The organism is Pseudomonas sp. QE6 (assembly GCF_041379005.1).
Classification (GTDB): domain Bacteria; phylum Pseudomonadota; class Gammaproteobacteria; order Pseudomonadales; family Pseudomonadaceae; genus Pseudomonas.
On sequence record NZ_CP166873.1, the window covers coordinates 4,209,639 to 4,221,822 of the forward strand.

Annotated in this window: 12 protein-coding genes; 3 read left to right on the plus strand and 9 right to left on the minus strand. The window is 65.9% G+C overall.

Going from position 1 to position 12,184, the window contains the following annotated elements; translation table 11 throughout:
- The first annotated feature begins 191 nt into the window (after positions 1-191).
- The gene (locus tag ACAW63_RS19350; RefSeq protein WP_371227828.1) at positions 192-782 is read left to right on the plus strand and encodes a GNAT family N-acetyltransferase; all 591 of its coding nucleotides are present in this window, start codon (positions 192-194) and stop codon (positions 780-782) included.
- 8 nt (positions 783-790) lie between these two features.
- Here the strand turns inward: ACAW63_RS19350 and ACAW63_RS19355 are convergent, their stop codons facing one another.
- From ACAW63_RS19355 to ACAW63_RS19395, 9 genes are all read right to left on the minus strand, one after another.
- Positions 791-2,305: an aldehyde dehydrogenase gene (locus ACAW63_RS19355; protein ID WP_371227830.1), complete on the minus strand. Its 1,515-nt coding sequence runs from the start codon at positions 2,303-2,305 to the stop codon at positions 791-793.
- Positions 2,306-2,322: 17 nt separating this feature from the next.
- Positions 2,323-3,354, minus strand: coding sequence for an aminoglycoside phosphotransferase family protein (locus ACAW63_RS19360; RefSeq protein WP_371227835.1), 1,032 nt, complete (start codon positions 3,352-3,354; stop codon positions 2,323-2,325).
- A 4-nt stretch (positions 3,355-3,358) separates the two neighbouring features.
- Complete coding sequence (locus ACAW63_RS19365; protein WP_371227837.1) at positions 3,359-3,703, minus strand: cupin domain-containing protein; 345 nt, start codon at positions 3,701-3,703, stop codon at positions 3,359-3,361.
- A gap of 136 nt (positions 3,704-3,839) precedes the next feature.
- On the minus strand, positions 3,840-4,205 hold the full coding sequence (locus tag ACAW63_RS19370; protein ID WP_371227839.1) for a cupin domain-containing protein: 366 nt from the start codon (positions 4,203-4,205) through the stop codon (positions 3,840-3,842).
- Positions 4,198-5,502 carry a nucleotide disphospho-sugar-binding domain-containing protein gene (locus tag ACAW63_RS19375; protein ID WP_371227841.1) on the minus strand — a complete coding sequence of 435 codons (1,305 nt, stop codon included), beginning with the start codon at positions 5,500-5,502 and terminating at the stop codon, positions 4,198-4,200. Before ACAW63_RS19375 ends, ACAW63_RS19370 begins: the two co-directional genes overlap by 8 nt.
- A gap of 33 nt (positions 5,503-5,535) precedes the next feature.
- Positions 5,536-6,615: an ABC transporter ATP-binding protein gene (locus ACAW63_RS19380; RefSeq protein WP_371227843.1), complete on the minus strand. Its 1,080-nt coding sequence runs from the start codon at positions 6,613-6,615 to the stop codon at positions 5,536-5,538.
- Positions 6,608-7,411 (minus strand): ABC transporter permease, encoded by an 804-nt coding sequence (locus ACAW63_RS19385; protein ID WP_371227845.1) that lies wholly within the window; start codon positions 7,409-7,411, stop codon positions 6,608-6,610. The genes ACAW63_RS19380 and ACAW63_RS19385 overlap by 8 nt, the downstream gene beginning before the upstream one ends.
- Positions 7,404-8,276: an ABC transporter permease gene (locus ACAW63_RS19390; protein WP_331319382.1), complete on the minus strand. Its 873-nt coding sequence runs from the start codon at positions 8,274-8,276 to the stop codon at positions 7,404-7,406. Before ACAW63_RS19390 ends, ACAW63_RS19385 begins: the two co-directional genes overlap by 8 nt.
- A gap of 174 nt (positions 8,277-8,450) precedes the next feature.
- On the minus strand, positions 8,451-9,500 hold the full coding sequence (locus ACAW63_RS19395; protein ID WP_370599298.1) for a spermidine/putrescine ABC transporter substrate-binding protein: 1,050 nt from the start codon (positions 9,498-9,500) through the stop codon (positions 8,451-8,453).
- 201 nt (positions 9,501-9,701) lie between these two features.
- Between ACAW63_RS19395 and ACAW63_RS19400 the strand changes: the two genes are divergently transcribed.
- Together ACAW63_RS19400 and ACAW63_RS19405 are read left to right on the plus strand one after the other, a co-directional pair.
- Positions 9,702-10,634 carry an FCD domain-containing protein gene (locus tag ACAW63_RS19400; RefSeq protein WP_371227848.1) on the plus strand — a complete coding sequence of 311 codons (933 nt, stop codon included), beginning with the start codon at positions 9,702-9,704 and terminating at the stop codon, positions 10,632-10,634.
- A 229-nt stretch (positions 10,635-10,863) separates the two neighbouring features.
- Complete coding sequence (locus ACAW63_RS19405; protein ID WP_371227850.1) at positions 10,864-12,150, plus strand: glycosyltransferase; 1,287 nt, start codon at positions 10,864-10,866, stop codon at positions 12,148-12,150.
- Positions 12,151-12,184: the final 34 nt, after the last annotated feature.

Below are 12,184 nucleotides of genomic sequence, written 5' to 3' on the forward strand. Positions count from 1 at the left end.
CACTACGTTCGCGAAATCCGGACATGGCACCAAGCTGTCAGGAATGACTCCCATGGATCTGGCGCCCGTCCAAGGCAATCACCTGCAAGGTTTCAATCCGCGGCATGTACTTGTGTGGGCAAGACCCGCTCCTTCGAAACGCACGCCGTTTCCGGTAGGCTTCAGGCTCGTTCCGCCCAGAGCTCAACAGCATGCCCGCCCTCGCCTGCCCGCACCTGCCCGGCAATCATGTCGAAGTCATCCCCCTGCGCGCCGAGCACGCCGACGCCCTGCTGGCGGCCGCCGCCGATGGCGAATTGTGGAACCTTAAAGTCACCGTGGTGCCTGGCCCGGACACCGTGGAAAGCTACCTCGCCAAGGCCGAAAAAGGCCTGGAGGAAGGCACCGTCCTGCCCTTCGCCATCCTCGACCGTCGCACAGGGAAGATCGTCGGCAGCACCCGCTTCTGGAAGGTCGACCGTATCAACCGCAAGCTGGAGATCGGCCACACCTGGCTCGCCCTGTCGGCGCAGCGCACGCCGATCAATACCGAGGCCAAGCTGCTGTTGCTCACTTACGCTTTCGAGGAACTCGATTGTGTGCGCGTGCAGTTCACCACCGACGAGCTGAACGAAAAATCCCGCGCCGCCATCCTGCGCCTGGGTGCAGTGCAGGAGGGCATCGTCCGCCACGAGCGCATCATGCCCGACGGCCGCAAGCGCAACTCGGTGCGCTTCAGCATCATCGACAGCGAGTGGCCCGAGGTGAAGACGCGGCTCCTGGAAAGACTGGGCCGCGCCTGAACCTCATTTCAGCCCTGGTAGAACACCTCATCCCCGTAGGGATACCACCAGGAGTGAATCTGCGGCTGGTGGTCGATGATCACCATCTTCGAGCGGCGGAACGCATCCAGGCCCTGGCGGCCCAGTTCGCGGCCCATGCCGGACATCTTCCAGCCGCCGAACGGCAGCGCATCGTTGTCGATCAGCGGGTTGTTCACCCAGACCATGCCGGCTTCCAGGCGGTCCGCCGCTTCCATGGCTTCGGCCAGATCGGTGGAGAACAGCGAGGCGCCCAGGCCGAAGGGCGAGTCGTTGGCCAGGCGCAGCGCCTCGTCGAAGTCCTGCACCTTGCAGATCGCCGCCACCGGCCCGAAGCACTCCTCATGGAAGATCGCCATGGCCGGGGTGACGTCGGTGAGGATAGTGGGTTCGTAGTACCAGCCCACCGGCAGTTGCGGCGGAATGCGCCCGCCGCAGACCAGCGTGGCGCCCTTGGCCACGGCGTCGTCCACCAGGCGGATGACCTTGGCACGGGCCGCCTCGCTGACCAGCGGGCCGATCTCCGAGCGCTCCAGGCCGTGACCGATGCGCAGCGCGCGGGTGCGCTCGGCGAAGCGCGCGACGAATTCATCGTGAATCTCATCGACCACGAAGAAGCGCTCGGCCGAGGTGCAGATCTGTCCGGTCAGGTGGAAGGCTGCCGTCACCGCACCGGCTGCTGCGACCTCCAGCGGCGCATGGCGGGAAATGATCATCGGGTCGCTGCCGCCCGCCTCGATCACCGCCGGCTTCATCCGCTCGGCACAGGCCACGGCCACCGCCTTGCCCGCTGCCACGCTGCCGGTGAAGGCCACGGCGTGGGTACGCTCGGACTGCACCAGTCGCTGCGCGGTGCTGGCGTCACCCGGCACGCAGCTGACCATCCCCGCCGGCAGCACCTTGAAGTGCTGCATGAATTTCAGCGTGCACAGCGTGGTGCTTTCCGCCGGCTTGACGATGCAGGCGTTGCCCGCCGCCAGCGACGCGGCCAGGGTCCAGCACATCAGCAGGATGGGGAAGTTGAACGGCATGATGTGCACGCTGACGCCGTAGGGCTCGTAGCGCACGTGCTGGAAGGAGCCGAGCTGCGTGGTGCCGGCCACCTTGCCGGCCTCGTCGCGTGCCATCTCGGCGTAGTAGCGGAAGATCGGCGCGCAGTTGGCCAGCTCGCCCATGGCCTCGGGGAAGGGTTTGCCCATTTCCAGGGTCATCAGCCGCGCCACTTCGCGCTGGGTGGCCTGGTCGGTTTCGATGGCGTTGGCCAACTGGTGGAGGATTGCCGCGCGGGATTTCGCATCCACGCGCTTCCACTCGCGCTGGGCGGCATTGGCCGCGTCGATGGCGGCGTCCACGTCCTCCGCGTCGCACAGGGCGATGCGGCCGACCGTGGTCAGGTCGGCGGGGTTGATGATGTCGCGCAGGCGATGCGTCGCGGCGCGCTGGTAGTGCGGGCCGATGAAGCGCAGGGGCGAATCGGGATGGAAAGCGCTGTGGAACTCGGTCATGGAATGCTCCGCAAGATTCAGTGGGCGGCCAGGCGTTCGACGAGCAATTCGCCGGGCAGCGGCTGGCGCCAGGAAGGGAGTTCGGCATCGAGCAGGTCGCGCAAGGGGTGCAGGGGCTCGCTGTCCAGCGCTCGCCGGAACAGTCCGAGCACGCGCGGCAGGTGCTTCAGGTAACCGCTCTTGCCGTCCCGCAGGGCCAGGCGCACGAAGATGCCCAGCACCTTGGCGTGGCGCTGCGCGGCCAATGCCTGGTAGTCGGCCATGAATCGGCGGCCATAGATTTCCGGGCGCTGGCTCAGGTAGCGGGCCAGCAAGGACACACGCAGCGATTCGGACACGTCGCGACGGGCGTCTTCGAGCAGGGACATCAGGTCATAGGCCGGCGAGCCGCAGAGGGCATCCTGGAAATCCAGCAGGCCGCAGGCGGCAACGCCTTCGCGGTCGGCCAGCAGCATCAGGTTGTCGACGTGGTAGTCCCGCAGCACCAGCACCTCGCGGCGCATGGCGACGTCACGACATACCCTGGTGAAGGTGTCGAGGTAGGCCTCGCGCAGTCGCGCGGGAATGCGTTCCCCCGCCAGCAACGGCGCGTACCAGTCGATGAACAGCGCCGCCTCCTCGCCCAGTTTCTGGCCATCATAGGCCGGCACACCCTCGGCGGCCTGGGGGCCGGCCCGGTGCAGACGTACCAGGGCGTCCACGGCGAGGCGGTACAGGGCTGCTTCGTCATGGCCGATGGCGAGCAGCCGGGTGTAGGTGGCGTGACCGAAGTCCTCTAGCAGCGCCAGGCCCAGCTCGACATCCGCGGCCAGCACCTCAGGCGCCGACAGCCCACAGCCGCGCAGCAACTGCGCCACCCGCAGGTAGGGTGCCAGCGGCTCTGCGCCGGGCGGCGAATCCATCAGCAGCAGGCCTTGCCCTTCCAGACGGAAGTAGCGCCGGGCCGAGGCATCCGCCGGCAGCGCAAGCAAGGGCCGGCCGGCATGGCCGCAGCCGGCGAGAAATATCTCGCGGGCTGCGGCACGGGTGGTTTCCAGGGGCAGGTTCATGGCATCACCGGATCATGTAGACCTTCTTGATGGTCTCGTGCACGGTGCACACGCCCTTCCAGTCCTTGGGGAAGAAGGCCGCGGTGTCCGGCTCGATCTCTATCACCTCGCCGGACTCGTGCACGTAGGTGCAGCGCCCTTCGAGGAAATGGCAGAACTCGTCGCTGGTGACGTGGCAGAACCACTTGCCCGGCGTGCAGTGCCAGATGCCGCATTCGGACTGGCCTTCGGGCCCCTTGTGCAGGACCACGCCGCAAACGCGCGACTCGCCCTCCAGCATGGTCGGGATCACGCCCCAGTCCTTGAGTTCGGTGACTTGCAGCGGGCGGTAGATAACGGGGGTCTTCATGTCTTTCTCCAGCAATGGCCACCCACACGGGCGGTCGGATAAGGCGTAGGGCGAATAACCGCTTGCGGTTATCCGCCGATGGGCTCGGCGCAGGATCGATGGCGGATATCGCTGGCAGCGTTATCCGCCCACGGGTTCAGGCCAGCATGTAGAGGTTGCGAATGGTGCTGTGCACGGTGCATTCGCCAGTCCAGCCGGCCGGGAACAACACCAGGGTGTCGGGCTCGACTTCGATCACCTCGCCCTCGTCGGAGCGGTAGGTGGCGCGGCCGGAGACGAAGTGGCACAACTCGTCGCGCGGGATCGACAGCCTCCAGCGGCCAGGGGTGCAGACCCACAGACCGGTCTCAGGGCTGTTGTTCGGCCCCTTGAACAGCAGGCGGCCGCTGGAATGCGACACGCCTTCCAGCGCATCGGACTGCACGCCCCAGTCCACCAGGTCGTCGTATGCGCGGGCGCCGCGGATGTGCGGCGCACTGCTGTCGGCCTTGAACTCAGGCATGGTTCACCGCCTTGCCCTGCATGAGCTGGTCGAGGATGCGCGCGGCATCCTCCGGCCCTTTGCGCGAGCGCATGTAGTCACTGGTACGCGCCAGGCGCTCCTTCATCAGGTCATCGCCCAGCAGCTGGGCGATGTTGCGCGCCAGGTCCTCCTCGCTCCACTCGTAGCGGTCCATGCGCAGGCCGTGGCCGCTCTCCTGGGCGCGCATGGCGTTGTCGTGGCCGTCCCACACGTAGGGCATGACGATGGCCGGCTTGCCGAAGAACAGGCACTCGGTGAAGCTGTTGTTGCCGCCGTGGTGGATCACCCCGTCGACCTGGGCGATCACAGAAGGCTGCGGGTACCAGTTGGAGACGATCACGTTGTCCGGCAGGTCGGTGTACTTCTCCACATGCTCGCCGACGTTGAACAGCGCGCGGTACGGCAGCTTGCCGATGGCGGTGACCAGGCGCTTGAGGAGGTCGACGTCGCCGGAGCCGAGGCTGCCGAAGCTCACGTACAGCAGCGGCTTGTCGTTGTGCGCCTTGAACTGGGGAATCTCGTAGGGCTTGTCGGTGCGCACGCAGCCCTGCAGGTAGTGGAACTGCCGCGCCGGCAGCGGATGGCGACGCTGGAATTTCACCGGGTCCGGGTACAGCAGCAGGTTCATGTAGGGCGACTCTTCGAAGAACACGCCCAGCGGATAGGGCCGCTCGCCGCACTGGGCGAGGAAGTCGTTGAAGTCGGCATGGATCGGCGCGATCACTTCCTCGAAGCGTTTCTGGAAGCGCGCGTGGCCGTCCTTGTCGTCCACGCTCATGCCCGACAGGTAGGGCGGGATGTCCGGGTCATGCACCTCGTTCTCCGAGCAGGAGATGATCCGCACCCAGGGCTTGCCGTAATGCTTGATGGCCGGGAAGAGAATCACGTTGTCCACGCAGATCAGGTCCGGCTTGATCTTGTCGAGGATCGCCGGCAGCTCCTTCTGCGCCCACTTGGAGGTGGAGACGATGGCCTCCCAGCACTCCTTCACGTAGTTGTCGAGCTGGTCGATCGGCGCTTTGCGGAAGTTGGGGATGTGGCCATTGATGAAGTCGGTCCAGTAGCGCGCCATCTCCTCCGCCGGCATCGGCTCGGACATGTTCACGTAGTGCTCCTCGAAGCCGTAGGCGGAGTAGACCCCGGTCATGCCCGGATCGGTGAGGAACACCGCCTTGTGCCCCAGCGCCTCGCAGGCCTGGGCGATGCCCACGGAGTTAAGCGCCGGGCCGTAGGCGGCCTCGGGGAAGAATGCGATGACCTTGCGTTCACTACTCATGGAGCTCTCCTCTAGGTCTTGTTCTTGAAGCAATCAGTGAGTCAGCACGCGGCCATGCCGCGCATCCCAGCCCAGGCGCACCGGCATGCCGGCGGCGAGTCGCAGGAAGTCGTAGTCCGAGGACGGCACGCGGACGATCAGCGGCTTGCTGGACAGCGTCGTGTTCACGTGCAGATTGGTGTCCAGGCCGTGGTAGGCGACTTCCGCCACCTGGCCCTGGATCTGGTTGTCGGTGGCGGGCGTGGCATCGGTGAGCACGCGCAGGCGCTCCGGGCGCAACGCCAGGGTCACGCTCTCGGGGCTGGACTCGGCGGTGGTCTCGATGCTCAGCACCTGGTCGCCCGCCTGCAGGCGATTGGTGCCGACGCGGCGGCCCTCGATCAGGTTGCTCACGCCGATGAAGTCGGCGACGAAGCGGCTGCCCGGGTTCTCGTAGAGCTCGCTGGGGCTGCCGCACTGGCAGACCTTGCCGTCGCGCAGCACGGCCATGCGGTCGGACATGACCAGGGCTTCTTCCTGGTCGTGGGTGACCATGATGAAGGTGATGCCGCTCTCGTGCTGCAGGCGCTTGAGTTCCAGCTGCATCTTCTCGCGCAGCTTCTTGTCCAGCGCGCCGAGGGGTTCGTCCAGCAGCAGCACGCGCGGGCGCTTGACCAGCGCGCGGGCCAGGGCGACGCGCTGGCGCTGGCCGCCGGAGAGCTGGTCCGGCCGGCGGTTGGCCAGTGCGCCGAGCTGCGCGGTTTCCAGCACCGCATCGACGCGCTGGCGGATTTCAGCGGCCGGCAGCTTCTCCATCTCCAGGCCGTAGGCGATGTTGCCGCGCACGGTCATGTTGGGGAACAGCGCGTAGGACTGGAACATCAGGTTCAGCGGGCGCTTGTTCGGCGGCAGCGGCGAGATGTCCTGGCCGTTCAGGTAGATGGCGCCGGAGGTCGGCGTCTCGAAGCCGGCAATCATCCGCATCAGCGTGGTCTTGCCACAGCCGGACGGGCCCAGCAGCGCGAAGAACTCGTTCTCGCGGATCGCCAGGGACACCTGGTCCACCGCCGTCAGGCCCTCGCCATAGGATTTGCTGACCTGGTCCAGCACCAGCAGGTCGGAAGACTTAGTCATGGGCTTTGGGCACCTTGTTCAGACGTTGGGAGGCGAACAGCGCGGTGAAGCTGACCAGCATCACCAGCGTGGCGAGGGCGTTGATTTCCGGGGTCACGCCGAAGCGGATCATCGAGTAGATCTGCATCGGCAGCGTGGTGGACGCGCTGCCGGAACCGGAGTTGAAGAAGGCGATGATGAATTCGTCCACCGACAGGGTGAACGCCAGCAGCCCGCCCGCCAGTACGCCGGGGAAGATCGCCGGCAGCAGCACCCGGCGTGCGGTGGTGAACCAGCCGGCGCCCAGGTCGATGCTGGCTTCGAGGATCGAATAGTCGAAGTGCTTGAGCCGGGTGCGCACCACCGCGCAGACGAAGGCGATGTTGAACACCACGTGGCTGAGGATGATGGAGTGCAGCCCCAGGCTCATCTTCAGCAGGTTGAAGAAGCTCAGCAGCGCGATGGCCAGGACGATGTCGGGGATGATCATCGGCGCCATCAGCAGGGTGTCGGCGAGGTTGCTTCCCTTCCTGCCGCTGTTGCGCGCGCGCATCTCCACGCCCAGGGCGAGCAAGGTGCCGAGCACGCAGGCGATGAAGGTGGAGGTCAGCGCGACGATCAGCGTGTTCAGCGCCGCGTGCTGGATCGACGCGTTGGCCAGCAGCTTGGCGTACCACTTCAGCGAGGCACCGCCCCACGCGGTGGGCAGGCCGCTGGCGTTGAACGACAGCAGGATCAGCACCAGGATCGGCACATACAGGAACGCGTACACCAGCCACAGGTGCGTGCCGAGGGCGATGCCGGAGGAGTTACGCATGGCGTTCGCCCTCCTCGCCCTGGGCCCGGCGCGAGACCAGGGCCTGGATGAACAGGAGCAGCAGCATGATGCCGATCAGGAAGAAGCTCAGCGCCGCACCGAACGGCCAGTCCCGCGCGGTAAGGAACTGCGCGTAGATCAGGTTGCCGACCATCTGCACCTGCTTGCCGCCCAGCAGGTCGGCGGTGATGAAGTTGCCGATGGAGAGCACGAAGACGAACACTGCACCGGCCGCCACGCCGGGCACCGAGAGCGGCAGGATCACCCGGCGGAAGGTGGTCCAGCCGGAAGCGCCCAGGTCCCGAGAGGCTTCCCAGAGTTCGTTGTCGATGCGCGACAGCGAGCTGTAGATGGCGAGGATGACGAAGGGGATGTAGTTGTAGACCAGCCCCAGCACCACGGTGGCGTCGGTGTAGAGCATGCTGATCGGCTCGCCGCTGTAGCCCAGCAGGCTGAACAGGCGGTTGAGCAGCCCCTCGCGGTTGAGCAGCACGATCCAGGCATAGGTGCGGATCAGGTAGTTGCTCCAGAACGGCAACATCACCAGGAACAGGTACACCGCCTGCCGGCGCGGCGTGGCACGGGTGATGGCGTAGGCAGCGGGGTAGCCGATGAGCACCGCGAACAGCGTGGCCAGGCCGGCGATCTTCGCCGAGCGCAGGAGGATGTCGAGGTACAGCGGGTCCACCGCGCGGCGGTAGTTTTCCCAGGTGAACACGTAGTCGATGCCACCATAGGCACCGCGCTCCAGGAAGCTGTAGACCAGCACCAGCAGGCACGGCAGCAGCAGGAACAGGGCCAGCCAGCCCAGACCGGGTGCGAGCAGCCAGGCCGACAATTTGCGGTCGGCGGATAAAGCGGTCATGCGTAGTTCCCCCAACCCCACGCCAGGCGGGGTGCTTCAGGGTTGTCGTATCGAAATCGATTCCGGGTCGCGCGAGCTAGAGCGAGGCTAGGCGAGAACAAGCGTGGGCGCGGCGTAAATGAGCAGCCCACGCTTGTTCTCAACGACGCATCGCCGACGCGCAGCCGGCCCGGCTTACTGGGCAGCCATGATCTCGGTCACGGCGCGGGTATAGGCCTTCTGCGTCGAGCCACCCACATCACGCAACTGCTGTTGCTTGACCAGTTCGGCCGGCGTGGTGGTGAGGTTCGGGTACTTGGCCAGCAGATCGGGCTTCAAGGTCGCCATCGCCGCCTGGTTGGGCACCTTGTAGAGGATGTTCTCAGCGACCCAGGCATGATTGGCCGGCTCCAGCATGTAGTTGATGAAGCGGTAGGCGGCGTCGGGATTCTTCGAGCTCTTCAGCACGACCATGGTGTCCACCCAGAGGTCGGAGCCCTCCTTGGGCACGATGAACTTGATCGCCTCGTTGGCCTGGGTGCCGTAGTTGCACCAGCCGTCCCAGGCATGGGCCATCAGCGCCTCGCCCGAGGCCAGCTTGGAATAGAAGGTGGTGTCGTCGAAGGACAGCAGGCGTTTCTTGGTGGCGATCAGCTGGTCGCGCACTGTGTTGATCTGGTCCGGATTGCCGTCGTTCACCGACCAGCCGTTGGCCAGGAAGCCGGCACCCAGCAGCCAGCGGTCGGTGGCGAGCATGGTGGTCTTGCCCTTGAGGGCGTCGGACGGTTTGAGCAGGTCGCTCCAGCTGGTCGGCGCCGGGCTGACCTTGTCGGAGCGGTAGCAGATGCCGGTGGTGCCCCAGGTGTAGGGCACGGAGAAGTGGTTGCCCGGGTCGTATTCGAGCTTCTGCGCTTCGGGGTAGAGATTCTTGAGGTTCGGCACCTTGGCCGGATCGATCTCGGCGAGCAGGCCCTGCTTGTGCAGGATCTCGGCGAAGGGCGAGGAAACGAACACCACGTCGTAGCCTTCGCCGCCGGAGGCCATGAGCTTGCCCATGATCTCTTCGTTGGTGGCGTGGAGGGATTTGTCAGCTTCGAGGCCGGTGGCCTTCTGGAACTTCTCCAGGTTGTCCGGGGCCATGTAGCCGTCCCAGATGGAGATCACCAGATCCTTGGCGCTGGCGGTGGTGGCGGACAGCGTGAGCGCGAGGGTCGCCCCTGCGTAGAGCATGGTCTTCAGCTTCATCTTGCGCACCTGACGATTGGTTGTTGTTGTGTCGACGGCAGCGGAACGAAAAGCGTACTACATGTCTTTTTTTCAAAATAAAAACCGAACTACTGGCGAAGTCAACAATTTCCTACAAGCATTTCCACATTCTTGTTGGACCACCCTCGCTGTGGCATAAGGGGTCGCCCCTTTACCACGGGCCCCGCTGGAGAACGCCGCTTGAGCAAGGACACCGAGAAAAGACCACGCACCAACCACCTGGAACTGGCCCGGCGGATCATCGAGCACGCCCAGGACACCGGCCTGGGGGATGGCGACGGCCTGTCCGAGCAGCAATTGGCGCGCACCTTTGGCGTATCGCGCACGCTGATCCGCGCCGGCCTGGACCTGCTGCTGGAACAGCAACTGGTGGCCCATGAGCCCGGCAAGGGCTATCGCCTCGCCGCCGACCCTTCCGCCCAGGTGCTCGGCCCTGCCCTGCCCCAGGCCGAGGAAGAAGCCCTGGCCGCCTCGGTGCTGCGCGACCGCATGGCCGGGCGGCTGGGCAACAGCCTCAGCGCCAGCGAGCTGATGCGCCGCTACGACATCAACCGCGCCGCCGCGCAGAAGGTGCTGGCGCAGCTCAGCGAGGACCAGGTGCTGGAGCGCGGCGCCGGGCAGAGCTGGTCGTTCCGCCCGCTGCTGAACAACCTCGCGGCACTGGAAGACAGCCTGCGCTACCGGCTGATCCTCGAACCCGAAGCCCTGCTCGCCCCCGGCTTCGACCCGGACCTGGCGCGCCTGGCGCTCATGCGCGGCGCCATGGAAGAGCTGCTGGGGGCGCCCGTCGAGCGCTTCGACGTCGCGCAGTTCCGCGAGCTGGACATCGGCTTCCACGAACTGATCGCCCAGGGCTGCGGCAACCGCTTCGTCGGCGACGCCCTGCTGCAGCACCAGCGCCTGCGCCGCCTGCCCAACCTGCTGCCGATGGTCAGCGTGCACCGCCTGCAGGAGGCCCTGCGCGAGCACCTGCGGATCATCGAGCAGATCGAGCGTGGCCAGCTGGAAGTCGCCGCCGACCTGATGCGCCTGCACCTGCGGCTGTCCGCGGCACAGCGTCCGCAGACCGCCAACCGCGGGATTCCGCAGTCCTTCGCCGGAGCACGCCGGTAACTATTTTTCGATCACGGTGTTTTTTTTAGCAAAAAAATGCAGTATCAGTTTCACGCAGTGCCCGTGAGAGCCTGTTTACGATCTCGCGAGCTAGAGCAGAACAAGGCAAAAACAGGCGAGGATGCGGAGTTTACGAGCTGTAAATGAGCAATCCGAGCCTGTTTTTAACGCAGTTATGCCGACGCGCAGCAGATCGTAAACAGGCTCTGAGCAACTCCCGGATGCGCCCATGACGCAAAGAACAAGAACCATCGCCTTCTTCCCCGAGGCCAGCTTCGGCGCCGCGCTGAACTGCATCGGCATCGCCCAGGCGCTGCGCGAGCTCGGCGCGCGCCCGGTGTTCATCTGCCACTCGCACTTCCAGGGCATCTTCGCCGAGTACGGTTTCGCCGAGTACCCGCTGCAACTGGACTCGCCGCTCTCCGCCGCCGACCACCAGCACTACTGGGAGCGCTTCATCGAGCGCAACGTGCCCTACTTCGACCAGACGCCGCTGGCGCAGATCGACAGCTACGTGGCGCCGGCCTGGGAAGCCATCATCGACACCGCCATCGAGTCGGAAAAACCGCTGCAGCAGTTGCTCGCCCGGCTCAAGCCCGACGCCATCGTGCTGGACAACGTGGTGGCCTTCCCCGCCATCGCCGCCGCCGGTTGTCCGTGGGTGCGGATGGTCTCCTGCGCCGAGACCGAACTGCCGGACCCGGCCGTACCGCCCTATCTGTCCGGGGCCAGCAGCCAGGACCCGCAGGCCTGCGCGACCTTCCGCGAACGCTATTTGCAGGCGGTGAAACCCACCCACGAGCGCTTCGCCCGCTTCCTCGCCGAATGCGGCCATCCCGCCCTGCCCGCCGGCCAGTTCCTGGAAGACTCGCCCTGGCTCAACCTGCTGCTGTCGCCGACGCCGGTACGCTACGAGCGCACCAATCCGCTGCCGGCCGAGCGCTACCTGTACCTCGACGGCTGCGTACGCAGCGAGGCGCCCTACATCCCGCCGCAGTTCCCCCGGCATGACGACGCCCCGCTGATCTACGTCAGCTTCGGCAGCCTCGGCGCCGCCGACGTGGCAATGATGCGCCGGCTGATCAACGCCGTGGCGCAATTGCCCTACCGCTTCCTGATCAACGTCGGCGCCTACCGCGAGCACTACGACACGGTGCCGGACAACGTCTACCTCGACAGCTGGTTCCCGCAGCCGGCGGTATTGCGCGAATGCCAGCTGTTCGTCCACCACGGCGGCAACAACAGCTTCTGCGAGGCGCTGTATTTCGGCCTGCCGTCGGTCATCATCCCCTACTGCTGGGACGGCCACGACAACGCCCGGCGCGCCGAGGAAGTGGGTGTGGCGCGCTACCTGCCGCGCTACGAGGACCCGCTCGCCGCACTGCCCGAAGCGCTGGCCGAACTGCTCGCCGACCCGTCAATGCGCCAACGCCTGGCCGCCGTGCGCGAGCAGATGCAGGCCTCGCGCGGCACCACGGCGGCGGCGCGGGCGATTCTCGATATCTGCACCGACTGAGCACACCGAAGGCAATGTCCAAAGATCCTGCCAG

What these genes read in the sequence shown, in the direction of transcription:
- ACAW63_RS19350 (WP_371227828.1), top strand. Translation starts at nt 192, where the DNA reads ATGCCCGCCCTCGCCTGCCCGCACCTGCCCGGCAATCATGTCGAAGTC.
- ACAW63_RS19355 (WP_371227830.1), bottom strand. Translation starts at nt 2,305, where the DNA reads ATGACCGAGTTCCACAGCGCTTTCCATCCCGATTCGCCCCTGCGCTTC.
- ACAW63_RS19360 (WP_371227835.1), bottom strand. Translation starts at nt 3,354, where the DNA reads ATGAACCTGCCCCTGGAAACCACCCGTGCCGCAGCCCGCGAGATATTT.
- ACAW63_RS19365 (WP_371227837.1), bottom strand. Translation starts at nt 3,703, where the DNA reads ATGAAGACCCCCGTTATCTACCGCCCGCTGCAAGTCACCGAACTCAAG.
- ACAW63_RS19370 (WP_371227839.1), bottom strand. Translation starts at nt 4,205, where the DNA reads ATGCCTGAGTTCAAGGCCGACAGCAGTGCGCCGCACATCCGCGGCGCC.
- ACAW63_RS19375 (WP_371227841.1), bottom strand. Translation starts at nt 5,502, where the DNA reads ATGAGTAGTGAACGCAAGGTCATCGCATTCTTCCCCGAGGCCGCCTAC.
- ACAW63_RS19380 (WP_371227843.1), bottom strand. Translation starts at nt 6,615, where the DNA reads ATGACTAAGTCTTCCGACCTGCTGGTGCTGGACCAGGTCAGCAAATCC.
- ACAW63_RS19385 (WP_371227845.1), bottom strand. Translation starts at nt 7,411, where the DNA reads ATGCGTAACTCCTCCGGCATCGCCCTCGGCACGCACCTGTGGCTGGTG.
- ACAW63_RS19390 (WP_331319382.1), bottom strand. Translation starts at nt 8,276, where the DNA reads ATGACCGCTTTATCCGCCGACCGCAAATTGTCGGCCTGGCTGCTCGCA.
- ACAW63_RS19395 (WP_370599298.1), bottom strand. Translation starts at nt 9,500, where the DNA reads ATGAAGCTGAAGACCATGCTCTACGCAGGGGCGACCCTCGCGCTCACG.
- ACAW63_RS19405 (WP_371227850.1), top strand. Translation starts at nt 10,864, where the DNA reads ATGACGCAAAGAACAAGAACCATCGCCTTCTTCCCCGAGGCCAGCTTC.